Raw genomic sequence first — 26862 nt, 5'->3', positions numbered from 1 at the left:
CGTTTATTCCCGTATAAAAGAAGTTTACAATCCATAGAACCTTCATCCTTCACGCTACTTGGCTGGTTCAGACTCTCGTCCATTGACCAATATTCCTCACTGCTGCCTCCCGTAGGAGTTTGGACCGTGTCTCAGTTCCAATGTGGGGGACCTTCCTCTCAGAACCCCTATCCATCGAAGACTAGGTGGGCCGTTACCCCGCCTACTATCTAATGGAACGCATCCCCATCTTACACCGGTAAACCTTTAATCATGCGAAAATGCTTACTCATGATAACATCTTGTATTAATCTCCCTTTCAGAAGGCTGTCCAAGAGTGTAAGGCAGGTTGGATACGCGTTACTCACCCGTGCGCCGGTCGCCATCGGCCTTAGCAAGCTAAGACCATGCTGCCCCTCGACTTGCATGTGTTAAGCCTGTAGCTAGCGTTCATCCTGAGCCAGGATCAAACTCTTCATTGTAAAAATATCTTTTTTCAACACGTAAGTTGATAATCTGCTCAAGAACCAAATCTATCAATAATCTATAATTGACGGTTTCTGTTTCTCTACACATTATATATTATATAACATGCAGACTTGTACTACTTGTTTGTTTATCTATAATCGTTTCAAAGAACTCTTCTTTATGTGCTTTCGTTTGAAAAGCGGGTGCAAAGGTAAGAGATTTATTTTTAACCACCAAATGTTTTCGAAAGTTTTTTTTGAACTTTTTTTTTCAGGCGGCTGGTTGCATGCTCCAAAAGGTCTTATCCGTTCTCGCTCCCTTAGCCCCGCTAAGGTAAGATACTGGGTGCAGAATCCTTTATAAGGAAGAAACTCTCCTACGTTTGTCTCACCAAGTCAGTTACACACTGTTTCAGTGCCGCATCTCTCTCGATTGCGGATGCAAAAGTACACGGTTTCAACCTAACTGCCAAACATATCATCTGATTTTTCTTACACTTTTTTGAAACTTGTTTGTAACATACTGATTTACAACAACACAGAACAAAGACTTTTTGAAAGCAACAGAACTGGAAGAAAATGGGACACACATAATTATATTGCGGGCGCGCATGTATGCGCACGGAGAAGAGTAGACAAGAAGGTTCCTAACAGCACTAGGCAGACTTAGCGCCTCCACCTGTTTCTCGCCAGCCTTGTTTTTAAACTACCAAATAAATAGAAACTACATTTCACGTACAGAAGGCAACTAATCGTCTATATCACAACTGCTTAACATTTAAAATAACATTACATATTTCGAGTTAGTTACATACGTACGTGTAAACCGATGCGTATATATGTGTAGCCCGATGGCACCGTATGTATAGTCCGATACGTACGTATGTATAACCAGATGCGTACGTACACATTTTAAATCACGATGCATGTTGCAGAAAGACCTTGATATTTTTAAAAAACATCAAAGTCTTTTTCAAAAACATCAAAGTCTTTTTAGAAAAGCTCGGCATGCTTTTTATGTAAGAGCAGATTGCACCTCTCCCCACCAAGTCGGTCATTACTTCTTTCCCGTTCATCCTTACATTTTTATCAAAACATGCGGATAATCAGCCGGTTAATAATGAAAGAACATCCCCTCATCCTCCCTTCAGCCGTGCTTCCCAAGTCCCTTCACAATCTGCCTTCAGCCTTTGTCTGTCGGAAGAAGTTTTACGAATGAAAGGAGGCTGAAAGAGTGACAACAAGACATCCATTCATTAGCGGAGCCTCATCAACAGGGCGTTTTAACGAATAATGAAAGGAGAAAGGAAGGTACGAAACGAAGCAATCCGCATAAGAATTGAAGCAGTGCCAAGAGTGGTTAGCAATAACACACTGTCTGAAGATAAGAGTTTTATTGAAATGGGAGTGTATCAAAACTAAACCGGCCTATCCAATCTCAGCTGTAGGGGCAGGGGTTGCCTGCCCGAAGACACAAAGTAAACTGTTTTCGGACGAGCAAACCTCGTCCCAACAAACTAAACGACAGCATTATCCACGTTTTGACACACTCCCAAAGAAAATATCAAAAAGCAATTACCCAGCCATACAACTTACCAGTCTAACTGCGACTAACCTGCAATCCTTTGTCAGACAATGTCATATCAACAAAACGAGCACAACTGTTAGGCGGATTTTGAGTCAATATTGCTCTGATTTTAACAGCAGCTTCGGGGTCTTTGGCTACCATATAAAGATAACCTCCTCCACCTGCTCCAGGCAACTTATAACCTAAACAGTAATCATCAATCTGACGAATGATAGCCTCAACCGACGCAGGATTAGTTCCCGAATCAAGAGCCTGATTCTGCTTCCAGCTTTTACCCACCAAACGCCCCATTTCATCGAAGTTTCCACGTTGGATAGCTTCATATAAATCAAATGCATGACTCTTCATGCTTCCCAACAGTGCAAGATGTTCTGTAGAGTTAAGGAACATACTACGTACAATCTCAGCCAAAATTCCCTTAGCAGTGCGAGTGATACCGGTATAATACAACAGATGACACTTCTGATATTCACTACCCGTAAACAAATAATCAGGCAACCAACGAACCAACGGACTTTGCTCCATACCGGCATGAGTTTGAAGAAGCTTAACACCACGAAGGACACCTCCATATTGGTCTTGCCAACCACCTCCCGTAGTAAGCAATTGTTCCAAAATCAGAGTACGGTTGCATATTTCATTCTTATCCCACTTCAAGCCACAGAAATCGGATACCGCGCCAAGCACCGTAGAAGCTAAAATAGAACTAGTACCCAAACCGGAACCTGCAGGAATAGCCGACAATAACGTGATTTCAATACCTGAGCCAAACGCCTTGAGCTGCTCCTCCAATGTAACATAAACATCTGCCGAGAATTCCGGCTGGAAACCGGCCAGCACCAAAGCCGCTTTAGGAATAGAAAAAGGAGAACCAACTTGCATAAAGTCACTCAGTTCTTCATAGGTAGTAACAGTTTCTATTGCTCCCAAGTCTATAGAACGTAAAATAATCTTATATTCTTTACAAGGCTTTACATAAACCTGCAAAGGAGGCTGTCCATTCAGTTCAATAGCAATATTCACTACATTTCCGCCTTCATTCAAACAATAAGGAGGAGTATCTGTCCATCCGCCTGCCAAATCAATACGAACCGGACTCCTTCCCCATACTATCTGATCGGAATAAACCGATAAATGAGGCTGCTGTTTTTTTGCCAATGCAGCTGCCGTCAAACCTTCACGCATCAACCCAAAGGCCCTTCTTTCATACTCCGTATAGGTTTTACCACTGAACTGCTGCACCCTGGCCCGAAACATATTGTCGCTTATCCGGGTCATCAATGGCGCAGAAAGCGGCAATGCATCCGGCAATTCCAAATGATGAATGGCAAATTCATGAGCAGCATCATCCAAATTCAACTGATAAAAAACACTACGTTCATAATTACGAGCCAACACAGGCCAGTTCATAACCCGAAAGGAATCACGCTGGGCAGCCAAACGACGAAGATTGGCATAAGCGGAAATCTCATCGGCCGACAACCGGCGAGAACGTTTCCATATTTCCTTACCTTCCTGAAGTTCGGGTTCGGAAATCATCCAACGCATTACCAGCCCCAGCTCTTCTATTGTAGAGCAAACAGGAAACAAACGGGCAGCCTGCAAATCGTGAGCACCGTCTATCTCTTCAACTGCTACTTTGCGACAAGAAAGCCATTCACGCACCGAAATTCCCTGATAAATAGTCCTTTCCTCTGTCAATGCTCCTTTAAAGGTATCATTAAATCCATAGGGGCGAGCTACGTACTCAGCCTCTCCCAAAGGTACCACATCAATACATACCCCCGACGGCACATTGAGTTTCCAGTCATTAGTCGGAACCCCTGTTATAATTGTCTGTTGACGAATGTTCCACTCCTTGCCCACACAGCTGTTTTCTATCCAGATTTCAGAATTGTCAGCAGTAAGACGATATGCGACATCAGCATTCTGCACAAACATAGCCGGATGAGGTTTCACCTTACGATGCATGATTTCACGCTGGTCGTTCACCAAATTCTGAACAGCCAACGTGGAAGAGATTAATTCCCTGCTTGTTCCATAATGATAAAACTCACCTCCGGGCAACGGCAGGATAGCCACACTCAACCCATTCAATTCTTCATCTGCAATACGCGGATGTTCACCCAAGGTCAGTCCGAACTCGGAATACATATCGTAATATGAGAGTTCACCTCCTTTTTTAGAACGTTTTATCAACAAATCAACAGCCCGATCACTCAGCAACCAAATACCGATATCCATCAGGAACAAGTGAGTTTGCATCAGTTTTCCCAACTCCTCGACCGAAGGTTTCTGAAGCATAAAGTCCAATTTATCGGGATTGCTACGCGAAGAAACAAACACCCCGTGATTCTTTGCCAAATTGGGGTCCACCCAAAGCCCATAGCACACAACATCAACATCAGGAATATCCTGAAGAGGTTGACCCGCACGTATATACACATCTCCGCTGGCTATCAATGTGCGCAGAGAAGCCGGAGCCTTCTCCATTATTTGTTCATATAAAGGAAGCTGAAGTGAGAGCAGATTTTGTTCCAAGCGCTGCCCCCTCGCCCATCTAAAGACAGGAATAGGCGTTAATATTTTACCTGACGGAGCATATCCGGGCAAACGCCGACTCTGTCCGCCGGCATGCAACAATATTCTTTTTTCTTCCCTCAGCCATTCCAAAAAGTCTTTATCGGGCGCAATATGTTGTTTGCATGCCTCAAGCAGCCAAGCCGTTCCTCCTCCCGACCCCAATTTACTACCAATAGGATCGGAAGTACAAAACCATTCATCACGATCAGCCTTTTCTATATCATAAAAAAATTCCACCAAATTAGGAGGAAGCGATAAAAGTTTTTTCATAATGCATCTTTGTATTTATAATACGCAAAGATGCTGATTTTCCCCTAACGAGCCAAGCAGAATAAGAAAAATTTAGTCGTTAAAAGCAAATACACGCTCATCCAAAGGCATCACTTCTTTCGATCCGGGCCGGGTCACAGGAACTCCGAAAGGCATCTGTGCTATTAACTTCCAATGCAAAGGCAAATTCCATGCTGCACGCACTTCATCATCTACCAACGGATTATAATGTTGCAGAGAAGCTCCCATTCCGGCATCCTCTAACATAGTCCAAATGACAAATTGATGCATAGCATCGGCCTGCTCCGCCCAAACAGGGAAATTATCTTTATAAGTGGGAAACTGTTCCTGCAAAGCATGAACAACAGACATATCCTCAAAATATAGAATCGTTCCATATCCACAAGAGAAACTACCATCTATTTTCTGTTCCGTTTTAGCAAAAGCTTCCGCAGAAATCCGCTTACGCAAAGTATTTTTTACGATATTCCACAACTTTTGATGAGCTTCACCTGTTAATAAAACAACACGTGTGGTTTGTGAATTGAATGCTGAAGGGACATATTCGACAGCAAAACGAATCAAATCCAACAATTCTTTTTCAGACAACGTGGATTTATTGTCTATCTGATAAAAAGTACGGCGGCTCTTTATGGCATCCTTGAATTTCTTTGTCATATTTAGCATATTTATTATGAGTTATTTTACCTATATAAACAAGCATACAGCAAAAGAAGTTCACTTTCTTTGCTTTTTTCAATACAATCAACTATTTTTGTTAGCTAATTATTAACATTATAAACAACACATTCAATGAAAGATTTTCTTAAATTTACATTGGCTAGTTTGATAGGCGTCATTTTAGCAGGTATAGTGCTCACCATACTGGGCCTTATCACAGTAGTAGGCATGGTAGCCTCATCAGACTCTGAAACCATAGTAAGAGACAACTCGGTCTTCGTTCTTGACTTGAAAGGCAACTTATCAGAACGTGTACAGGAAAACCCATTTCAACAAATAATGGGAGACGGCAATGGTTCTTATGGACTAAATGACATTTTATCCTCCATCAAAAAAGCCAAAGAAAACGACAAGATTAAAGGCATCTATATCCAACCATCTTATCTGGCTACTTCTTTTGCATCATTGGAAGAAATACGCAACGCACTTCAAGACTTCAAGGAAAGCGGTAAATTTATCGTAGCATACGCAGACCAATATACACAAGGTATGTATTATCTGGCAAGTGTTGCAGATAAGGTAATCATCAATCCTCAAGGAAACATTTCATGGCACGGGCTGGCATCCCAACCTGTCTTCTTTAAAGATTTACTGGATAAACTGGGCATTGATGTACAGGTTTTCAAGGTAGGCACTTATAAATCGGCTGTAGAACCATTTATCGCTACCGAAATGAGCCCCGCCAACCGTGAGCAAGTCACCGTATTCTTAAACTCTATATGGAATCAATTATTAGATGATGTTTCAGTGTCACGCAACATTTCTAAAGACTCACTTAATGCTTATGCAGACCAATGCATGGATCTCTGTCAGGCAGAAGAATATATCAAATGCGGACTGGCCGACTCAGTGTTATATAAAGACGAAATGATCGCTTATTTGAAACAACTGACCGGACGGAAAGAAGACCAGAGCTTAAACAGCCTTTTCCTTGAAGATATGATAAATGTAAAAAAGAATGTCCCCAAGGATAAAAGTGGAAACGTTGTTGCCGTATATTATGCATCAGGAGAGATTTTAGATGCTGCTTCCTCCAATTCTACCGAAGAAGTCATTGACGGTCAGAAGATGACACGGGACTTACGCAGGTTGCGCGATGACAACAATGTAAAAGCAGTTGTTCTGCGCGTAAACTCTCCGGGTGGAAGTGCTTATGCTTCCGAACAGATATGGCGCGAAGTAGTACGCCTGAAAGAAAAGAAACCGGTTATCGTCTCTATGGGGGATTATGCAGCATCAGGCGGTTATTACATCTCTTGCGCCGCAGATTCTATCTTTGCAGATCCGACAACTCTAACCGGCTCCATCGGTATCTTCGGAATGATTCCTTCGGGAGAGAAGTTATTCAAAGACAAACTAGGGCTGGATTTCGATGTAGTAAAAACTAATAAAATGGCCGATATGGGAGCCGGTTTCGGTCCACTCGCAACGCGTCCGTTCAACAACGCCGAACAGGAAGCACTTCAAAATTATATCAACAACGGGTATAAGTTATTCGTAAACCGTTGTGCCGAAGGAAGAAATATGTCAGCAGCAGATATTGAAAAAATAGCTGAAGGACGAGTGTGGACGGGCGAAATGGCCGTCGGTTTGGGGTTAGTAGATAAATTGGGAGGCATAGATGACGCATTAGCAGCAGCCGCAAAACGAGCAAACGTAGAGAACTACACTATTATCAGTTATCCTGAAAAAGAAAGTCTCTTCATGAATCTACTGAACAGCCAGCGCAAGCACTATGTCAACAGTCAGATGAAAGAATATATGGGCAGTTTCTACAGCTATTTCGAAATATTACAAAACCTGAAAGAAATCAATCCTGTACAGGCACGTATGCCATTCGAATTGAATATTAAATAACTTTTAATGGAGAATAACTTTATCAAAATACATAAGTGGCTATACCCGGTTTCGTGGCTTTACGGAGCCGGCGTATGGATACGTAACAGACTATTTGATTGGGGAATATACAAAGAAAAGAGCTTTGATATTCCGGTAATCTCGGTAGGCAACATTACCGTAGGAGGTACCGGAAAGACGCCTCATACCGAATATCTGATAAAGTTATTGAAACCCAATTATAAAGTGGCAGTCCTAAGCCGGGGGTATAAACGAAAATCAAAAGGCTTCGTATTGGCCCAACCGAATACTCCCGTAAATATCATAGGTGATGAGCCATTTCAAATGAAACAGAAATTTCCCGATATCTATATGGCAGTAGACCGTGACCGTTGTCACGGTATCGAGGAGCTATGCAACGGATATACCGCCCCCGGAACCGAAGTCGTAATATTGGATGATGCTTTTCAGCATCGCTATGTGAAACCGGGAATGAATATTCTTCTAGTGGACTATCACCGACCTATCTGCGAAGATGCTTTATTACCGGCAGGACGAATGCGCGAACCCGAAAAAGGCAAGAACCGTGCTCATATCGTGATAATAACCAAATGTCCCAAGGATATAACTCCCATGGATGTGCGGGTGTTGCGTAAACAGATGGGATTATATCCTTATCAACAACTTTACTTCACAACCCTGAATTATGGCAAATTATACCCTATCACCCGACAGGGAAAAGAGTATCCAATCGCCAACATTCATAAAGATGCACATATATTGCTCGTTACCGGAATTGCATCCCCGGCTAAGTTAATCCATGACTTAAGCCCTTATAACGAACATATCAATCCATTGACATTTAGTGACCACCATGACTTCACACCCCAAGACATGGAAATCATAAAAAGCCGTTTCAGACAACTGCCGGAAGGCAAACGAATGATTATCACCACAGAAAAGGATGCGGTGAGACTGTCATCCCATCCATTGCTGGACGAAAGCATCAAACCATTTATCTATGTACTCCCGATAGAGGTGAGCTTTTTACATGACCAACAAGAATTATTCAACTTAAATATAACCGAATATGTTAGAAAAAATCCAAGAAACCGCAGCCTTTCTGAAAGAAAAGATGCATACTAATCCCGAGACAGCAATTATTTTGGGCACAGGTCTAGGAAGTTTGGTACACGAAATTACCGATAAATATGAAATAAGTTATAAAGACATTCCTAATTTTCCCGTATCAACAGTAGAAGGTCACAGTGGCAAACTAATCTTTGGCAAATTGGGAGACAAAGACATCATGGCCATGCAGGGACGTTTCCATTTCTATGAAGGATATTCAATGAAAGAAGTTACTTTCCCGGTACGTGTAATGCGCGAATTAGGTATCAAAACACTATTTGTATCCAACGCTGCCGGCGGAACTAATCCTGCTTTTGAAATCGGTGACCTAATGATTATCAGAGATCATATCAACTTCTTCCCCGAACATCCGTTGCACGGAAAGAATATCGAATATGGTCCCCGTTTCCCGGACATGAGCGAAGCCTACTCTAAAGAGCTTATCAACAAAGCATTGGAAATAGCCAAAGAAAAGGGCATCAAAGTGCAGCAAGGAGTATATATCGGTACACAAGGACCGACTTTTGAAACTCCGGCAGAATATAAAATGTTCCATATCCTGGGAGCTGATGCTGTGGGCATGTCTACTGTCCCCGAAGTTATTGTTGCAAACCATTGCGGCATTAAAGTGTTTGGAGTTTCAGTTATCACCGACCTCGGCGTGGAAGGCAAAATAGTGGAGGTTTCCCACGAAGAAGTCCAGAAGGCGGCAGATGAAGCACAGCCACGGATGACAACCATTATGCGCGAACTCATTAACAGAGCTTAAAAAAAGAATATGCAAGAAACAAATAGAACAGAAATTGCAACCTTGGGGGAGTTCGGCCTCATCAAACATCTGACTCAGAATATTGAACTAAAGAATCCCGAAACCAAATACGGTGTGGGAGACGATGCAGCCGTCCTCGAATTTAAGGACAAAGAAGTATTGGTTACTACCGATCTTCTGATGGAAGGAGTACACTTTGACCTGATTTATACACCATTAAAGCATCTTGGATATAAATCAGCCATTGTAAACTTCTCAGACATTTATGCCATGAATGGAACTCCCAAGCAGATAACAGTATCGCTAGCTGTATCCAAACGCTTCTGCATAGAAGATTTAGAGCAGTTCTATGATGGTTTGAAGCTGGCCTGCCAACTACACAATGTAGATATTGTGGGAGGAGATACCACATCATCAGTCACAGGATTGGCAATCAGTATCACCTGCATTGGCGAGGCTGACAAAGACAAAGTGGTTTACCGCAATGGAGCGCATGACACAGATTTGATTTGCGTCAGTGGTGATTTAGGGGCCGCCTATATGGGTCTGCAACTGCTGGAACGCGAAAAAGCGGTGTTCCAGGACCAAAAAGAAGCCAATCCCGATTTCTCCGGCAAGGAGTACATATTAGAGCGCCAACTTAAACCGGAGGCGCGTAAAGATATCATTGAAGAACTTGCCCAAGCAGGAGTAAAACCGACTGCCATGATGGATATTTCGGACGGACTTTCTTCCGAACTGTTGCATATTTGCTCACAAAGCGATACCGGCTGCCGCGTTTATGAGGAACGTATTCCCATTGACTATCAGACGGCTGTAATGGCAGAAGAACTCAATATGAATGTCACTACCTGTGCATTAAATGGTGGCGAAGATTATGAACTCCTCTTCACTGTTCCCTTGACTGATCACGAAAAGGTTTCGACCATGAAAGGCGTAAAAGTCATTGGGCACATCACCAAACCGGAGTTGGGTTGCGCCCTCGTCACTCGCGACGGACAAGAATTTGAGTTAAAAGCACAAGGTTGGAATCCATTAAAAGAAAAATAATTCCTACTACAAAATGCTGATAATAAGCATTTTATTTATTATCAGCATTTTTTCTTTATATAATATTTGCAAGATTAGAAAACTTTATCTATCTTTGCAACCGCAAACAAGAAACAATGGTGCCATAGCTCAGTTGGTAGAGCAAAGGACTGAAAATCCTTGTGTCCCCGGTTCGATTCCTGGTGGCACCACCAAAAAGCTTTTCAATTTTAGAAAACCCTTGAATTAGAGATAGTTCAAGGGTTCTTTTTTTACCCTCGCTACGCATTTCATTACATATTTGTGAAGTTGGATTTCGCCAATTCAGTGGCTTTTTTTAAGGCTTTTGAAAAAGCCATAAATATGTATCATACTTCATTGTTTTTCAACTATTTGACAATTCCAATCTCCGGTGTGAAAAAGTAATTTTGCACACATGACCGGATGGAGTTGAAAATGTGAAAGAAATTTAAAAATTCGGTATTCCCCATCGGGATAAAAAAAAGGAATCGAACCCGGGATACAAAAGGCAATTCGAACCTGAGAAAAATGGGATTTTTATGGCTTTTCCACAAGTCCCTCAAAAAAGCCACCGAATTTAACACTTCGCTCCACGTCCTCATGCCATCCGGTTTTGACGAAACAATTGAATGTAAACCTCAAAAAACAAAAGTGATGAAACAGGGAACAATGAACATTCTGTTTTTCGTGCTTAAAACGAAATTGTTGAAAAACGGTGAGGCACCGGTATTGATGCGGATAACCATCAATGGAGACTATGACGATGTACGTATCCAAAGAAGCGTGCCCCTGAACTTATGGAACGCCGCCAAAGGATGCAGTAAAGGCAGGGACAGGGCATCAGTGGCACTGAACGCCTATATTGCCGAACTGCACGCATGCGCCTTGGAAAAACACAAGGAGCTGGTATTGGAACAGGCCCTGATTACCCCGAAACTGATCCTGAAACGTGTCTTCGGGAAAGACACCGGAATGCGTACACTGCTCGGTACCATGATGGAAGGCATCGGGGAAATGGAAACACTGGCAGGCATAGACTACTCTCCCGTCACGATCAACCGGTACAAGAACGTGGTGAAGAAATTGCAGCGGCTTATCCCCTCTTATTATGGCAAGGAGGATATCACCTTCCATGAGCTGACACCGGAGTTCATCCGTGCGTTTGACATTTACCTGAAAACGGAGGGGGGACTGTGCCGTAACACGATAGTCCGTTATATGAAATGTTTCAAGAAATTTACCAACATGGCATTGGCAAAGGAATGGATGCGCAAGAATCCCTTTTACGGTTACAAGATGGAGCAGGACGAGACCGATCCGGTATTCCTGACCTACGACGAGTTGCAGACCCTCATGAAAAAGAAATTCACCATCCCACGGCTCGAGCTGGTCAGGGACATATTTGTCTTCGCATGTTTCACCGGTCTGGCGTTCTCCGATGTCGCCACTCTGAGTGGTGAAAACCTGGTACAGGACAATCTCGGGGACTGGTGGATAAGGAAGGGAAGGATCAAGTTGGAACACCGCAGAAAAGCGTCTTCCATCAGCAACATCCCGCTGCTGCCCGTTCCACTGGCCATATTGGAGAAATACAGGGAACATCCGGTCTGCATAAAGAAAGGATGCTGCCTGCCTGTCATGTGCAACCAGAAAATGAACAGCTACCTCAAGGAAATCGCCGATTTCTGCGGCATAAAGAAAAACCTGACCACGCACGTGGCCAGGCACACTTTCGGGACGACCGTCACGCTCGCCAACAATGTACCCTTGCAGGACGTGTCCGTCATGCTCGGACATGCCTCCACACGCATGACGAGCATTATGCGCGGGTCATGAACAGCAGCCTGAAAGAGGCGATGAACAATGTGAAGGAACGTCTGGCGCAATAGACGTACGACACACCATTAAAGCCGTCCCCGGAGGATGGCTTTTTTTGTATCAGGACAGTTCAGGAATAACTGCCATTCTTTCAATTTCTTACCTGCAAATATAGCCCTTTGCCGGGTTGATTGCGCAAGGCGGCCCCTTTCAGGGGCTGGTTGGCTAAAAGAAAATCATCCTCGCTTCGCTGCGGTATTTTCTTTTGCCAAGCCTTGCGCAATCCCCGGCAAAGGACAGTCCGGCAAGTAAGAAACCGAAAAACCGGCTCCACGGAGCCGATAATGTCAAACAAACTAAAAAAAATGAAGGTATGAACAGAGAAACGACAAGCAAAGTCCACAAAGGACAGCAGGGTGCCAATCCGAAAATGAGAATGTTGGTTTATCGGGAAAGGAGCTATCCCGCACGGGAGGTGCAAGGCAGGGACGGAAGCTATACGGTTGCCGCAGACAGCCTGGTGCCGGAACTGCTGGACGGCATCGGAAGCCATGATCCGGCAGCTTTCAAGCTGGACGAGGAAATCGCCTGCTATTGCTCGGACGAGGAAATCCAAAAACTGGCGGACGAAGAACTGGTAGAAATAATTTATGAATGGCAACGGTTATGACTGAAACAACAACAGCAAAGGTCCGGGAAGAACAAGTAACGGGCCTTACCGCAGAGAATGCACACCGGGTCACGATGATCCGGGAAAAGGGTACGGACCATCCTCCCGTACCGTTCCATTTCAGAAAGGAGCATCATGGAACGGGCAACTACGTACACCTGTACGGAAATCCGGAAGACCGCAATGAATTGCATTCCAGGGACTTCAAAGACTGGGAAGCCGTAGCGTTCAAACATCCGGGCTATCTGGAGGATATGTGGAAACAGGCTTGCGACGCATACGCATGGAGTTCCTTCGACCCGGAGATTCGTGGCGAGACGGACATCATGATCTACGGGGAGGAGCTGCACAACGACCTGCAACTCATGCAGGAAGAGGAACGGGATACATACATCGCCGCCTACCGGCAAAAGCTGTCCGCCCAGCTCTCGGCCCTCTCACGCTGCGCCAACCCGATGGTGACGGGACGGGGCGGATTCGATTACCACAGGCAGGAGAATACGAACAGAAGCTACCGGAACCGCTACGAGGAGTTCCGCAATTGGCGGCAAAAGGTTCTTGAAGCCGTCAGACGGAAAAAGGAAGCCGCACGACCGGAGGAAGAAAAACTGGAAAAGGCATGGCAGACGCTCAAACGCGACATCAGGAGCAGCGCCGACACCATCCACGGGATTGATACCGGACAATGCCGGGGTTATAGCCGTGCCCTGTTCGTCAGCAGCATCCTGAACAAGGTATCCACCTTCGCCAATCACGGGGAAGTGGAAATCGTCCGCAGGGCCGTGGACTTCATTTCCGAATATAACGCAAGGGTAAGGAAACCCGTCATCACCCCGAGAAACAAATTCTTCCAATTGCCGGAACTTGCGGAACGGATGCGCGAAAGGCTGAAAGCGGTGCAAAGACGGGAAAACAAGGAAGTGCCGTTCGAGGGCGGGACACTTGTATGGAACTATGGGGAAGACCGCCTTCAGATCCTGTTTGACAGGATTCCCGAAGACAACAGACGCAAGGAACTGAAATCCTCCGGATTCCGCTGGTCACCCAGAAACAAGGCATGGCAACGGCAGCTCACCTCCAATGCCCTCAGTGCCGCCAAGAGAGTGTTGAACCTTCAAAACATCTGAACCATGAATAACGACAAACTGAAATTCGTAGTCGATTCACGCAGTTTTGACGGCAGCTGCGTGACCACCATGTCTGACGGAATACACGGCGACTACCATCATGAGACACTGGAGGAACTGAGGGACAGGGAAAAGAACCCGTACCTCACAGCCGTGTCCGGAAATACCGTCCGCAAGATGATACGCATCCACCTGCAATCCCTCTGCGCCCCGTTCAGTGAGATTACGGAAGAAAGATATTTCGACTACATGGATGTCTTGCCCCCCATCCGCCATACCCGGAATTTCTTTTTCCTGGGAGAGCCTTATCATGCGGACATCTACCGGTTCTGCTTCCGGGCGGGCGGACGCTACTTCACGGGACTCCGCTCCGTTACCACGCCAAGAAAGGAACTGGAACGGCAGATGGACAACCATTACCGGAACATTACCTTCAAAGGAGACATCCTGAAAGAAAAGCCGATGGTCATCTCTGACCACGCACGGCATGCCTCTATAATTATAGTTCCTTATCTGTTTCTTGACATAAATGGCGAGAAGAAGTTCATCTGCAACCTGATGAGAGGAACGGACGAATCGTCAGGCAGGGATGTAAGGCTGGAAACCGCCAAAATCCTGCGAAGCCTGCGCCGTCATCATTTCCTCTACTTCTCCGGCTATGAGGGAAACGACGATATGGACAAGTTCCTAGGCGAAGTGATGAAGAAAAAGCACACCCTGCTGGCAAACGGCAACTTCCTCCAATATCCCGTGAACCGGGAGTCCGTGTCTTTTACCGGAACGGTCAGGGAAACAGGCGAGCCGTTCTTCTTCCGGATTTACGACAGGGAGCTGTTCCTGCACCTGTTGTACGTCCTGAGAGGCATCAAAAGGGAAAAAGCTAAAATATAACGTGACACATAACGACGGTATGGTGACTGTCTTTCCGACCCGTCACCATACTAAAAAAACAATGAAATCATGAGAACTGTGACCGAAGAATCGTTGCGACGCAGGCTGGCCCGTCTGGAGTCGGCCCTGGAAAGCGAAAAGGCACGCCTGAGAAAAGTATGCGGCGGCATCCCCTGGGGAGCCGGGATGAGGCGTACCAAATGTACCCCCTCATTCCGAAGGGAGGACGAACTGATTGGGAAAATCAAGGCGGTGAGACAGCAACTCTCCCAAATGTCCGCAGGCGGTGACAATCACACGTTTAAAGAAACAGGCAGGTGAATGCCGGCCAATTAACTTGCAAGTCAATAATTTTAAAACCAGTTACGAATATGAACACCCGATTGGCTATAATCCGTTCAGAGGGAAAAGAACATCTCTGCTACCGGGAAGAGGAATGTTTTGTCGATGTATCCTATCCGATGGTGACATTTACCAAAGGGGAGGATGATTTTGAAATTGCCAAATGCGACCATCCGTCCATGGAAGAGACTTTCCTGTATCAGGAAAGCCGTCTCTCAATCGTGATTGAAATGTACCATAACGGCTGGCCGGCATTGTCTCTGAAAGATCCCGTGACCCATGAGATATACACGGTCCTGACGGTCAACTTAGAAGATAAGGCGGCATTCTCACTGCCTGACAGGGCATTCGTGGACATCAACAACAATCCTGATGCCATGGAGTTCCTTCTGTCTAACAAATTGGCTGAGGATACAGGTTATAGACGTCAGAGCGGCTGAGTAAGCTACCCGATGGTCACACTTAACCTTCCGACGTTTTACAGGCTTGACCCACATGCCTTTAGCGCAATATTGAATATCCGGTAATCCTTCCGGGCAATGAATCTGGTATCAACAATCAAATGGAAAGAATCATGAAAAGATATGACATAAGAGTAAGGTATTCCTTCGAGGGCACTTACACGGTAGCGGCAGAAGACCGCGATGAAGCAAAAAGAATGGTAAATGACGATTGCGGTCTTGTTTTGGGCGGCGATATCCACACGACACGCGATGACGATGAAGTGTTGGACTGGGATTTCTGTATCCATCCCGACACGCGGATTCTCTCCTTGCAGGAAAGAGGCGGAAAAGGAAGTTTACCGTCAGAAGCCGTTGATTTCAGCGGCAGGATCAAGGAACTGCGGGGGGACATCATCGACGCGATACGGCAGTTGCTCCATGCTCACTGCGTGAAAGAAATTCGTCTTCCGGAAGAGGATTATGATCCGGTCTGGGTGATATGGTTTGGCAAGAACGGAGAACCATATGAATGCAGGGTGACAGGACTCCGGGTAACGGCGGACAGCCTGACCGTCCTTGCCGAAGAGAAAGAAAGCGGTGACGAGGTGCAGTGTCACAGCCCGTTTGAACTCGGCGCGAAGAACATAGACTGGCTTCATGAGATGTATGAGGCTGTGTGGCATCAACTGAGAGAAACAAACAATGTAGAATCACAAATAGAAGAACCATGAAATATCAAGCGGAAAATACCGTCTCCAGTTTCTTCTACTACATGTGGAACGCCTGGAGCGAGGAGGAATGCAAAACCGTGTATGGCGGCATGTACCCGCATTTCTGGGAAAAATGGTGCGTGGCGACAGACAAGGGCACATTCGGCGCGGCGGAACGGTTCTATCTGGAACTTTCGGAAGACAACCGCAGGCTTTTGGTGGAACGGGCCGTCTCGATATACGACGGACGAGGCCTCAGAAACAGGAACAGAAACATAAAAAATCAAACAGCATGCAGGGAAACATTATCAGTCTGATCTGCAACTCATGCGGTTGCGGTCAAACGGAAGCACAGGAATACCTGGACTCCGAAATCCGGTACCTGCGCGAATTGCAGGAGGCGGACGACCTGAGAGAAGATGACATGGAAACGGCCTGTCTCAACCTCGGTCTTGACCTTGACTACCGGGAATATTTTATCAACCGCCTCGCAGGGGCATAAAAAAACTTATGGCTATGACTTATTTTCAGAACATACACTCTCTGGCGGACTTGAAGAAAGAATACCGCCGGCTGGCATTGGAGCACCACCCGGACAAGGGTGGTGACACCGCAATCATGCAACAGGTGAACACCGAGTTTGGAAGGCTTTTTGAGGCTTGGAAAGAAAAACCGGATATTCCCTCGACCTCAACCGGATATGAATATGACTATCCGGGAGCCACGGCAAAGGAATACACCAAGTATGTGTATAACGAATACCGCTGGAAAGGCCGCAATTACAAGGGGCAGCACGCTCCTGAAATCGTGGGACTGGTACGGGCATGGCTCAAGGAGACCTATCCGGGATACAAGTTCTCTGTCAGACGGGAGAATTGCCACTCCATCCATATCCGGTTGATGAAAGCGGATTTCGAGGCGTTCACCAAAGAGTCCGGAAAAGTTCAAGGCGATGTCAACCACCATCATATCCATTCAGACAAATCCTTGACGGACAGGGCAAAGGATGTAATGGTGAATATCTGCGATTTCATCATGTCGTACAATTTCGATGACAGCGACCCCATGACGGACTATTTTCACACCAACTTTTACCTGACGCTCGGAATCGGAAGTTACAAACAGCCGTACAAGGTGGAACCGCCCAAACTCGGCAGCAAAGACAAGTCGGAGATATTCAAGCATCCGGAAGGTCCGGCACACGAGGCAATGCGCCAGGCATTGGGCAAAGCGCGTTTCGGCTTCATCGAAAGCCGGAAGTATGCCGGGGAAATAATTCTGGGGGAAGACTGTTTCGGCTCACGGGGCGAAGTCTATTTTTGGCCGAAGGAATATTCAAGCGCAAAAATGGCCCAAAAACGCATCGACAAACTGGAGGAAGCCGGAATAAGGTGCGAACTCACCGGCTATAACGGAGGATACATCCGCCTGCTCGGATACACCCCTGAGATGAGAAATTCCCTGGAACGGGAACGTCAGGAGTATGCCGCCGCGTATCAGGCATGGTACTCAAAACAGAATTTAAAAACAATCTGATTCAGAAATTATGGATACAAACAATTTGGACAAGTGGTGGTACGGACTTCCGGAAAACACCAGACAGGCTATAGGAAACGATGGGATATGGGAAAAACTGGATATGCCGTCCCGTTCGGCGCTACACCGGTATTCCCGGCTTAGAATTTACGGAACGGCAAAGGACAGGGATGAGGAACGCACGCTGCTCAATGAAATCGCGTGCGGACTGGGCGACCTTGCCCTTGTCCATAAAAACGGCATCGCTTTGGAGAAAATGTGCAACGGGAACGGGGAATTTTACGATGAATACCAGGAACAGTTCGACATATTATATGACAATTACGGACATACAATAGAAAATATAAGCTGGCCGGACTGGATCGGACATACAATTCCGACAAACAGGGAACTGGTCCGGTTATTGGAACATCACGGTTACAAGCGTATGGAAATCGATACCGACAGAAGAATCCCGAAAACTTTCTATGTTTTCCGTCGTGGGTTGCACATCAACGCAAGCGAGGACTTGTCTTACCACATCGTACCGCAACAGGACAGTTTCGGACTGGGGCGTTTTGCGGTATGCGCTACCAAAGACGGTGAAAGCTCCCAGCTGGGAACTGACTGTGCCCGGCTCTTTTTGAGGCGCTTCCTTGCCTTCCTGAAGGGTGAAAGAAGCGGGAAAGAGATTATAGATGAAATATGCAACAACCGACAAACTGAACGATAGTATGAAAGCAAAAGTATTCAAGTACAGGTCTGACGGGAATACCGTCGTGGCTCCTTATATGGAACTGGAACCGTACGCCGAGAATGTATATCTCTCCCTGTCTAGAAAGAACGAATATGGGAATGAGGACGATGACTGTTTCCATGTGGTCTGCCGGATTGAAAACGTTTATTTCTCCAGCGGGCAGTATTCACGCCGGTTCCTCAACGGAGAAAACCGCAGGGACGAAACTGCCGCCTATTGCAGGAACTGGATCGCGGATACGCTTCAGGGCGCGGAAAGAGGAGCCTTTGTCAGGTTGATCTCCGTCCGCGTGTTCGAGGCTCTCGGACTTGACACCACCCCCCTGGTGCAAGCCCGTGAGGCATACAAAAGGAGGCAGGAACAGAAACGCAGGGAACAGGAGGAGAAAGAGGCGGAAGAGCGCAGAGCGCGGGAAGAGCAATATCAGCGGCTGCTCGATGAACAGAAACAGAAATTCCTGGACGGGGAACGGATCACGGGAGGAATGTTCCTTGAAATCACCGGAAGGGACGGTTTTGACATCCATATCAGAACCAAAGGGACATTCAACAGGCATGTAAGAGGCATTGACAGGAACGGAACCGTCAGTTACCGGAAAATCAAAGGTCTCCGGACTCCGGACTTTACCGGATGCCATAAGGCCGTGGGCGATTATCTTGCATTTATAACAACAAGAAAGGGCAAATAATAAAACCTGGCGGTAACGGCGTGCTCCATGCGGCTGTTACCGTTGCCGGCTTCCGGACTCACAACTTACGGTTCAGCGCCATCGCCAACGGAAACATAAACCGGTTATAGGCCTTGAGCTTTTGCAAATTCAGCGCATATCCGGCATAGGGGCTGGTCAGATCGGTATAGAAGAATACATCGGTAAATCCCGCGTGTTCCTCCACAATTTCACCATCCAACGGAATCTCCTCCACATTGAACCGCTCCAGAGGCAGCTCTTCCAGACGGGCATGCTCCGCATTGCCCAATACGTTCAGGTTGCGGTTAAACAGCACGAATCCTTTCTTCCTGTAATCCACACGCATACCATACGGACGCTCCACAAGGAAAGCATCCGCCGCTTTCTTTATATAGTTTTCCATGATCCTGAAATTAGAAACTGCAAAAATACACCATTTGTCCGGCAATGGCGAACAAATCAGGAAGATTATCTCCGGAAGCCATACAAGATCCCGCAACAAGGAACAACCGCATATTTTATTTCCCACCCTGCAAAGGTAGTCCCGTGTCCTGTGTACCCGTACAAGGTCAGGCCCCTGCGGGGTTGGCTGAAAGAAAATCATCCTCGCTTCGCTGCGGTATTTTCTTTCGCCAAACCTTGCGGGTACGGCCACGGGACTGTCAGGCAGGCGAGAAATAAAAATACCGGCTCCCGGAGCCGGACGTGTTTAACAGATAAAAATACAAAAGTCATGAAAATCCTGAATGAAGAACATTTCGAGAATGTAAGGCGCTATGCCGAATCCATCGGTGACACCTCGCTCCAAAAATGTCTGGAACGGTTGAAAAGCTGGGAAGAAAACCCTGACTGTCCCTGCGAAATCTCACTCTACTACGACCATGCCCCGTACTCGTTCGGCTTTACACAGCGCTATCCCGACGGAAGGACAGGTATCGTGGGAGGTCTGCTCTATCATGGAATACCTGACAGATCGTTTGCCGTAACATTGCAGCCGTTCCACGGATGGCAGATACATACCTGAAAAACATGAGACTCGACAATGACCGAAAAGCAGACTTCAGAACAGAGAATCCGAGGTCTGCTTTTTCATTTCTTGCTGTAAAGATAGCCGTTTCCCGGGCTGATTGCGCAAGGCGGCCCCTTTCAGGGGCTGGGTTGGCTGAAAGAAAATCATCCTCGCTTCGCTCCGGTATTTTCTTTCGCCAAGCCTTGTCGCAATCCCCGGCAAACAGGCCGGAAAGACACCAAGAAATAAAAATGCCTACCCATGTAGGCCGATGTTTTACTTAAAAAAGAACGGATATGGAAACACTGGATTATAACCGGCTGCTGCTTGTCTCTCTGTGGCAATACAACCACCATGGGGATGAAGGGCTGACTCCCGCACTTTTCGAGGAAACGTTCGGAAAGGTCTATGGAAGTCACTGCTACGAAAAATGGACCGGCTACTTCAATCAGAATCTCTGGGACATGATTGCCTATTTCAGAAGCGAGAAGGAGAACGGACAGAAGTTCTGTGATATGGTTGCCCGCCAGGTCAAATTGTACCAACAAAAACGCTCTCAATATGAAGTACGGTAATTTTTATGATTTGGAAAGCCTGACTCTGCTCAACAGGCATGAAGGGTGTGCCTGTTCCATAAAGGAGTGCGACGTGGAGAAGGTGAACCGGCTGATTTCAAGGATGCGGGAGGACAGGGAAAGAGTCAGTTTACCGACCGCAGGGGATGTCGTCACTTATACTACCCGTGGCGGTGACTATTATCCGCAGGCACACATTGAAAGGGGCGATGACCGGGAAGTCCATATTTGCCTTCTCCCACAGACACCTTTCTGCCATGAAAATGAAAAGTGTACCGGTTACAATACGGAAGGAGGCCCTTGGGTTATAACCGGTCCGGAATTGCTGCTTCCCGATGGCATACGCAGCAAACAGTTCCGGATGTGGGGGCATACCGGAAGGCACAGGAACGGTGCCGTCCTCTTCCACACATTCGTCAGGGCATGGAAATACACGGAACCCGATCCTCTGTACGGAAAGTACACCACAAAAGAATGGACGAGATACATCATCGAGTGTCAGTCGGATATTGAACCGGCTGATGCCTTTATCTATCGGAATGAGTCATTCACCCTTTACTCGCGGGAAGAACTGGAGCGGCTGGTCGGGATTCTGCACGGAGAACTTTTCAACGGATTCCGTCCCGGTCTGTTCATACTCTGGGCATACCGTATGGAATGGAAGGAACTTCCCACATGGGAATGGAACATGCTGAAAGCGGAAACGCACCTCTTTTTCCTTGGCGTCTCCCCCGTCAAGATACGGACAGACCATAACGGACATACAGTAACCTTCTATAAAAAAACAGAACAATATGACACGCTATGAGACATCCCCAGAAGTCCGGCCACTTGAAAAGACAATCTGTGAGTTTGCAGGCTTGAACGGGTACGATCCGATGAACGTGTTCACAGATTTCCTGCGTTACGTCATACACGGATTCTCACCGGGCGCTCCTCCGCTGAAAGACTGGAGGTACAAGCGGCAGCAGAATGCCGCATTCATGAAAATGTTTGCGGAATGGGTGCGGCTCATGCAGAAGCAGCTGGAGGCCGCATCCTGGTATGACGCGTTAGGAGACCTTTCCATGGCGCTCAGTTCCAGAAAGGGACAACAGGCGCAAGGGCAGTTCTTCACTCCCGTACATATCTGCGACCTGATGGTAATGTGTACGGAAACGGACGGAAAAAAGACCGGGCAGAGGATAAACGACCCTACCTGCGGAAGTGGGCGTCTCCTGCTGGCATATCATGTACGCCACCTGGGTAATTATCTTGTCGCGGAAGATGTCAACCGTACCTGTTGCCTGATGACCATATGCAATATGCTCATTCACGGCTGCGTGGGGGAAGTCATCCACCATGACAGCCTCTGCACCGAAAACTTCATGGACGGCTGGATGGTAAACCATACACTGACCCAGACGGGCATTCCTTCCATTCGCCGGATGAGCGAGGAGGAATATCGGACAAGCAGGAACATGTCCGTTGACCTGCTCAGAAAGCGGAAAGAGAAATTGCGCCAAATGCAGCCGGACAAGAAACAATTGCCATAAAAACATGGCAGAATTTATAAACAATAAAACGAATGATTATGAAACTGAATGTTAGCAATGAATTGAAATCCCGCCTGGTGCATGCGGCGGAAAACGGAAGTGTGATAGCCAAAGACATCCTTTCGGAAGTAAAAAAGAACGTACCGGTGGAAGAGATCATACGCGGTACCTACAACTGCTTCTCCACCAAGCGCAAGCGGACGGAAGCGGGCACGTTCAAGAAAATCCGAATCGTGTTCACGGCCTGCAGCAAGGATCTGGCCCATCCCAGTTTCCCGGACCGGAACAACCCGCAGGCACCCTGGTTCCCGGAGAACCGGACAGACCTGGAACCCTCCACGTTTGTGGAACTGTTCAAGAACCTGCCCAAGTACTCACCCGACGAAATCAATTATTTCTGTAGTTCTCTCTCATTGGACAGCAAAGTCACGGTCAGGCTGCATGAAAGCATGAACGACTTCATGGAAGCCTATCTGGAAAGCAACTACAGCCCCATCTCCGACAGTGACACATCCAGCCTGCACAGTTCCTGTATGCGGTATGAGGACAAGGCACGCAACGCCGCTGACTTCTATACCAACTTCGCCGGCGCTAAAATCCTTGTGGCAAGGGACGAGAGCAACAACATACTCGGACGGGCTGTCGTATGGAACGAGGTAACATTGTGGAAATCAATAAACACACCGATTGCCGCCTCCCTGCTGGACCGCATCTATTCCTCACACGCATTCGTCGCCGAACTGATCCGCAAGCAGGCGCAGGAGGCGGGCATCCTGTTGCGACGCAGATACAACGATTATACACATACAACGGATTTCACCGTACTGAATCCCATTGAGGGGCAGGAATGGGCGGCCGGAGACAATATACAGGTTTCATTGACGGTGAAAGTGCCCGCCTGCAGGTGGCACAAGAAAGGGGTGCCTTACCTCGACACGTTCTACAGCCTCCATCTGACGGACGGTAACCTGGAACTGAGAAATACGGAGGGCGACACGAGCATAGCCACCTGCCGGAGCACGGAAGGGCGCGCAAACAGGAGAAAATATGTATGTCCCAAATGCGGAAAGATACATTCCTTTCCGGATACGGCATTCTGCAAGAATTGTCAGGACATGTTCTATATATCCACCGTATTCGGAAAAGTACTGAAAGGCACGTCCGCGGAATACAAGGGAAAGAAATATCCGTCCTTCCTCTTCAAGAAGGGACGTCCCGTACCGGAGTTCAGACGGTACCTGCAAATCGAAAAGTTGTTCATCTCCTGAAAAGTCAGTATCATGGAAAAATTAATGGCTCTTTACAACATCTCCTCCCCCTCCGGCAAGGAGGGGAAGATGGCCGGGTTCATCATCGGGGAACTCAGGCGGATGGGTATTCCTTTCCGGCAAGACCGGCACGGAAACATCTACGCGGTCAAAGGCAACCGGAAAAGCTACCCCTGTGTCGTGGCGCACATGGACGAGGTACACCGGCGCAAGACAGGCACCTATGCAGCCCATCTTGTGGCGGACTCGATGATTGTCGGCTATGACCGCAAGCGTAAACGGATGGCCGGAATCGGCGCGGATGACAAGAACGGCATCTGGATCTGCCTGAAATGCCTGGAGGATTTCAAGGCGGTGAAATGCGCCTTCTTCGTACAGGAGGAGATAGGATGCATAGGCAGCGGCCATGCCGACATGTCCTTCTTTTCCGACTGCCGTTTCGTCATCCAGTGCGACCGGAAAGGGAACGGGGACATGGTGACACAAATCAACGGAATGAGGCTCTGCTCCAATGAGTTCATTTCGGCAGTAGATCCCCGGAGGTACGGTTACAAGCCTGCACAGGGGCTGGCTACGGATGTGGCGGCATTGAAAAGGAACGGGCTGGAAGTATCCTGCGTCAATCTCTCCTGCGGATATTATGAACCTCATACGGACAACGAGTACACCATCCTGGCGGATCTTTGCAAGTGCTACCGGTTTGTCCGGCACATCATCTGTTGCCATAAGGAAACCAGCACGCATATACCGGAAACGGAAAGAAAACCCTTCCCCGGATATTATGAACTGTTCGGAACGGCCGGATATAGCGAAAAGGATTATATCCGTCTGTCAGAAGAGTACAGATCTGAATTTACTAAAACAAGCAGGACAAGCCATAAGAACAAATTGTAATTTATCAACGACTTTAAAAACAAGAAATATGGAAGCAACAGTCATGCCGGCCACTGCACCGGTACAGAAACAGCAGGGACTCAACCAGGTAGTCATCAACAAGGTACGGCGAATGATAGAAGGCAGGCAGGGGGATGTCATGGACACCATCAACCGTCTGCTCAGTGAGGGACGGATCGCGCAGGATTTCATCGCTCCCATCGGGGTAAGCCAACGTAGCAAGGAACGCCCCGTTATCTCTTTCAAAGCGGAAGGAAGGGTACAGATGGCAATGCCCGAAGGGAACTTCAACCTGCACGGCAACGCCATAAGCCAGATTTCGGAGAAGATGGGCATTCCCGCCAAATACCTGCGCGAGCTTTCCGCCGGGGATGTTTGGCAGAAACAGTTGTGCGCCACCATCCTGAACGAGCATTCGGGATGGACCGAGCGTACACGGGTACTGATACGGGCGGTAGGAATGGAAGTCCGGGGCGTATTGTCGGACTCCTACCGTCGGCTGAACTCGGTGGATATCCTGACCGCTTTCATCCGTGAGGCGGGAGGACAGGGGGCGGTCGTGTCCGATGCCTATATGAACGACACGAAAGTATGGTGTGAGACAATCCTGCCCACTCCGATAGAGATACCCACCCGTAAGAACGGAACGGTCATCATCTTCGCAGGAGCACGCTTCTCCACATCCGACTATGGCAACGGATCGGTGGACATGCGGTCGTTCCTGCTCAACGGGGCGTGCCTGAACGGGATGGTCAGGGAGTCCGTCATGCGGCAGATACACCTTGGAGGCCGACTGCCGGAATCCCTGTCCCTCTCCCAAAAGACCTACGAACTGGACACGCAGACCACCGTATCGGCTGTTTCCGACCTGACCAAAGGACTGTACAGCAAAGACACCATCATGCAGAAGGCCATCGAAATTCAAGGAGCATCGGAAATTGACGTGGATTTCGACAAGGAACTGAAGAATCTGGTGCAGAAAGGAGCCTTGTTGAAAAACGAAGGACGCGAGGTGGAAAAACTGCTGATGAACAACAATCCTGACGACGGAGTGACAGGCGGGGCCACGCTCTGGAAACTGACACAGGGAATCACCGCCTTTGCAAGGGAACAGCAGCCGGAACGCTGCCGGGAACTGCATGAAATATCGGGGCAGCTGATGAACCGGGTAAAGGTAAATTAAGAGTGGCTAAGACTAAAGCCGTGAACGGCGATGGCAAGCGTCCGTTCACGGCTTTGCATAATTTCAATCTACGGTATATAGAACAGTTCAAACTCCTCTTTTCTTCTTCTCTCTATGCCTGGAATGACTTTCCCCCGATAACAGCGGAACGATACATATTCCCTGTAAATATCCCGGTTGCCGCTGTCCAGTTTCTGAATCAGTCTGCTTTTAGGTATTTTGCCGTTTCCGATCAGACGGTAACAGCCTACATTAAAGCCTAACAGACTTAAAAGAAGCGAGTCTTTTCCATATTTACGGAATACGTTCAGGCACCGTTCAAGGTCGCATCTCAAAAGTGAGTCCGCCTGTGCCTCACTCAGGTTCTCGGTCAGCTTCTCATGGGGGAGCAGGCGGTGTCCGTAACCGATGTAAGGCATTTTCCCCCGGTGCCAGCCTTCCCACCGCTTGATGCAGGCTACCGCCTTATCCTTGTCAGACGGGGGATTTTCCGCCTTGCCATACAGAACAAGTGACAGAAAAATCATAATAACCGGTATTCTTTTCATGCGGCCTCCGTATTATTGTCTTCCTCCTCCGCATCCTTTCCATTGAAATCATATGTCAACTGTTGCAGATTTCCCCAATTGTCTTCAAAATAGAGGTCTATGGTCTGTGATTCCTTGCCGCTCTGCGAGGTATAGTAAAGACGGAATTTCCATTCGTTCAGCAAATAACGGTCATTGGGTTTCAGTACCGTTCCGTCCTCCATCTTCAGACTGCCCTTTCCGTCGGGCTGGAAATACCTCAGCGTATAGACAGTTCCGGAAAAGTTTCCTTCCGGCTTGATTTCCAGACGGATTTCCACCGTCTCACCGTTTACGATTTCGTCCGCCACCGGCATGGACTCCACCGTGAACGGGTATTCTTGTCTGATATCCAGCTCATTGTCACAGGCGACAAGGGCAAGAAAGGAAAATACCATGCAACAGGCTGTCATCATAAAATCAAGGATTCTTCTTTTCATGGGTATATGTTCTTTTT

Annotated in this window: 27 protein-coding genes, 1 tRNA gene and 2 pseudogenes; 24 read left to right on the top strand and 6 right to left on the bottom strand. The window is 47.3% G+C overall.

Annotation, left to right across the window (positions count from 1 at the left end; translation table 11 throughout):
* Positions 1–2046: 2046 nt before the first annotated feature.
* Entirely contained in the window at positions 2047–4887 is a 2841-nt protein-coding gene (locus tag HMPREF1534_RS04570) for a bifunctional fucokinase/fucose-1-phosphate guanylyltransferase (protein ID WP_005942877.1), read from the bottom strand.
* Between the two features lie 72 nt (positions 4888–4959).
* The gene (locus tag HMPREF1534_RS04575; RefSeq protein WP_005942874.1) at positions 4960–5565 is read right to left on the bottom strand and encodes a nitroreductase family protein; all 606 of its coding nucleotides are present in this window, start codon (positions 5563–5565) and stop codon (positions 4960–4962) included.
* 135 nt (positions 5566–5700) lie between these two features.
* Between HMPREF1534_RS04575 and sppA the strand changes: the two genes are divergently transcribed.
* From sppA to HMPREF1534_RS04605, 6 genes and pseudogenes are all read left to right on the top strand, one after another.
* Positions 5701–7485 carry a signal peptide peptidase SppA gene (gene sppA / locus HMPREF1534_RS04580; protein ID WP_005942870.1) on the top strand — a complete coding sequence of 595 codons (1785 nt, stop codon included), beginning with the start codon at positions 5701–5703 and terminating at the stop codon, positions 7483–7485.
* Positions 7486–7491: 6 nt separating this feature from the next.
* Entirely contained in the window at positions 7492–8610 is a 1119-nt protein-coding gene (gene lpxK, locus HMPREF1534_RS04585; protein ID WP_005942867.1) for a tetraacyldisaccharide 4'-kinase, read from the top strand.
* Entirely contained in the window at positions 8555–9364 is an 810-nt protein-coding gene (locus HMPREF1534_RS04590) for a purine-nucleoside phosphorylase (RefSeq protein ID WP_005942865.1), read from the top strand. The genes lpxK and HMPREF1534_RS04590 overlap by 56 nt, the downstream gene beginning before the upstream one ends.
* 9 nt (positions 9365–9373) lie before the next feature.
* On the top strand, positions 9374–10414 hold the full coding sequence (thiL, locus tag HMPREF1534_RS04595) for a thiamine-phosphate kinase (protein ID WP_005942863.1): 1041 nt from the start codon (positions 9374–9376) through the stop codon (positions 10412–10414).
* A 118-nt stretch (positions 10415–10532) separates the two neighbouring features.
* Positions 10533–10608 (top strand) — tRNA-Phe (locus tag HMPREF1534_RS04600).
* A gap of 460 nt (positions 10609–11068) precedes the next feature.
* A pseudogene (locus HMPREF1534_RS04605) lies at positions 11069–12303 on the top strand (site-specific integrase).
* An 80-nt stretch (positions 12304–12383) separates the two neighbouring features.
* Here HMPREF1534_RS04605 and HMPREF1534_RS21410 read toward each other — a convergent pair.
* On the bottom strand, positions 12384–12578 hold the full coding sequence (locus HMPREF1534_RS21410; protein ID WP_005634939.1) for a hypothetical protein: 195 nt from the start codon (positions 12576–12578) through the stop codon (positions 12384–12386).
* A 27-nt stretch (positions 12579–12605) separates the two neighbouring features.
* Here HMPREF1534_RS21410 and HMPREF1534_RS04610 point away from each other — a divergent pair, with 27 nt between their 5' ends.
* From HMPREF1534_RS04610 to HMPREF1534_RS04655, 11 genes and pseudogenes are all read left to right on the top strand, one after another.
* Positions 12606–12902 (top strand): hypothetical protein, encoded by a 297-nt coding sequence (locus HMPREF1534_RS04610; RefSeq protein ID WP_005864593.1) that lies wholly within the window; start codon positions 12606–12608, stop codon positions 12900–12902.
* Positions 12887–14029: a hypothetical protein gene (locus HMPREF1534_RS04615; RefSeq protein WP_005864591.1), complete on the top strand. Its 1143-nt coding sequence runs from the start codon at positions 12887–12889 to the stop codon at positions 14027–14029. The genes HMPREF1534_RS04610 and HMPREF1534_RS04615 overlap by 16 nt, the downstream gene beginning before the upstream one ends.
* A gap of 3 nt (positions 14030–14032) precedes the next feature.
* Positions 14033–14920 carry a hypothetical protein gene (locus HMPREF1534_RS04620; RefSeq protein WP_005828696.1) on the top strand — a complete coding sequence of 296 codons (888 nt, stop codon included), beginning with the start codon at positions 14033–14035 and terminating at the stop codon, positions 14918–14920.
* A gap of 69 nt (positions 14921–14989) precedes the next feature.
* Positions 14990–15241 (top strand): hypothetical protein, encoded by a 252-nt coding sequence (locus tag HMPREF1534_RS04625; RefSeq protein ID WP_005634966.1) that lies wholly within the window; start codon positions 14990–14992, stop codon positions 15239–15241.
* Positions 15242–15291: 50 nt separating this feature from the next.
* A pseudogene (locus tag HMPREF1534_RS04630) lies at positions 15292–15789 on the top strand (DUF4313 domain-containing protein).
* A gap of 47 nt (positions 15790–15836) precedes the next feature.
* Entirely contained in the window at positions 15837–16436 is a 600-nt protein-coding gene (locus tag HMPREF1534_RS04635) for a hypothetical protein (protein WP_005864584.1), read from the top strand.
* The gene (locus HMPREF1534_RS19970) at positions 16433–16732 is read left to right on the top strand and encodes a hypothetical protein (RefSeq protein ID WP_005637786.1); all 300 of its coding nucleotides are present in this window, start codon (positions 16433–16435) and stop codon (positions 16730–16732) included. The genes HMPREF1534_RS04635 and HMPREF1534_RS19970 overlap by 4 nt, the downstream gene beginning before the upstream one ends.
* On the top strand, positions 16708–16917 hold the full coding sequence (locus HMPREF1534_RS04640) for a hypothetical protein (protein ID WP_005802673.1): 210 nt from the start codon (positions 16708–16710) through the stop codon (positions 16915–16917). The genes HMPREF1534_RS19970 and HMPREF1534_RS04640 overlap by 25 nt, the downstream gene beginning before the upstream one ends.
* Before the next feature lie 14 nt (positions 16918–16931).
* Positions 16932–17951: an LPD29 domain-containing protein gene (locus HMPREF1534_RS04645; protein WP_005942853.1), complete on the top strand. Its 1020-nt coding sequence runs from the start codon at positions 16932–16934 to the stop codon at positions 17949–17951.
* A 10-nt stretch (positions 17952–17961) separates the two neighbouring features.
* Positions 17962–18663, top strand: a complete 702-nt coding sequence (locus HMPREF1534_RS04650) for a hypothetical protein (RefSeq protein WP_005942850.1) — start codon at positions 17962–17964, stop codon at positions 18661–18663.
* 1 nt (position 18664) lies between these two features.
* Complete coding sequence (locus tag HMPREF1534_RS04655; protein WP_005840921.1) at positions 18665–19375, top strand: hypothetical protein; 711 nt, start codon at positions 18665–18667, stop codon at positions 19373–19375.
* A gap of 58 nt (positions 19376–19433) precedes the next feature.
* On the opposite strand, the gene HMPREF1534_RS04660 is transcribed toward HMPREF1534_RS04655, so the two are convergent.
* Complete coding sequence (locus HMPREF1534_RS04660; RefSeq protein WP_005636608.1) at positions 19434–19778, bottom strand: hypothetical protein; 345 nt, start codon at positions 19776–19778, stop codon at positions 19434–19436.
* Between the two features lie 330 nt (positions 19779–20108).
* On the opposite strand from HMPREF1534_RS04660, the gene HMPREF1534_RS04665 reads away from it, so the two are divergent.
* From HMPREF1534_RS04665 to HMPREF1534_RS04690, 7 genes are all read left to right on the top strand, one after another.
* Positions 20109–20399 carry a DUF4120 family protein gene (locus HMPREF1534_RS04665; RefSeq protein WP_005942846.1) on the top strand — a complete coding sequence of 97 codons (291 nt, stop codon included), beginning with the start codon at positions 20109–20111 and terminating at the stop codon, positions 20397–20399.
* 281 nt (positions 20400–20680) lie between these two features.
* Entirely contained in the window at positions 20681–20959 is a 279-nt protein-coding gene (locus HMPREF1534_RS04670; protein WP_005636603.1) for a hypothetical protein, read from the top strand.
* On the top strand, positions 20946–21767 hold the full coding sequence (locus tag HMPREF1534_RS04675) for a DUF4121 family protein (RefSeq protein WP_005942842.1): 822 nt from the start codon (positions 20946–20948) through the stop codon (positions 21765–21767). The genes HMPREF1534_RS04670 and HMPREF1534_RS04675 overlap by 14 nt, the downstream gene beginning before the upstream one ends.
* Entirely contained in the window at positions 21754–22494 is a 741-nt protein-coding gene (locus HMPREF1534_RS04680; protein ID WP_005840917.1) for an N-6 DNA methylase, read from the top strand. The genes HMPREF1534_RS04675 and HMPREF1534_RS04680 overlap by 14 nt, the downstream gene beginning before the upstream one ends.
* Positions 22495–22526: 32 nt before the next feature.
* Entirely contained in the window at positions 22527–23762 is a 1236-nt protein-coding gene (locus HMPREF1534_RS04685) for a hypothetical protein (protein WP_005636598.1), read from the top strand.
* Between the two features lie 12 nt (positions 23763–23774).
* A complete protein-coding gene (locus HMPREF1534_RS0119230; protein WP_005828711.1) occupies positions 23775–24656 on the top strand; it encodes a hypothetical protein in 882 nt (293 codons plus the stop codon).
* Between the two features lie 28 nt (positions 24657–24684).
* On the top strand, positions 24685–25839 hold the full coding sequence (locus tag HMPREF1534_RS04690) for a hypothetical protein (protein WP_005828713.1): 1155 nt from the start codon (positions 24685–24687) through the stop codon (positions 25837–25839).
* A 68-nt stretch (positions 25840–25907) separates the two neighbouring features.
* On the opposite strand, the gene HMPREF1534_RS04695 is transcribed toward HMPREF1534_RS04690, so the two are convergent.
* Both HMPREF1534_RS04695 and HMPREF1534_RS04700 read right to left on the bottom strand, forming a co-directional pair.
* Positions 25908–26387, bottom strand: coding sequence for a glycoside hydrolase family protein (locus HMPREF1534_RS04695; RefSeq protein WP_005828716.1), 480 nt, complete (start codon positions 26385–26387; stop codon positions 25908–25910).
* On the bottom strand, positions 26384–26845 hold the full coding sequence (locus tag HMPREF1534_RS04700) for a DUF3872 domain-containing protein (protein WP_005828717.1): 462 nt from the start codon (positions 26843–26845) through the stop codon (positions 26384–26386). Before HMPREF1534_RS04700 ends, HMPREF1534_RS04695 begins: the two co-directional genes overlap by 4 nt.
* Positions 26846–26862: the final 17 nt, after the last annotated feature.

It is taken from the genome of Phocaeicola massiliensis B84634 = Timone 84634 = DSM 17679 = JCM 13223, assembly GCF_000382445.1.
GTDB lineage: Bacteria > Bacteroidota > Bacteroidia > Bacteroidales > Bacteroidaceae > Phocaeicola > Phocaeicola massiliensis.
Note: the sequence above shows the minus strand (reverse complement) of the source record. Positions and strands in the feature narration are given on the sequence as shown.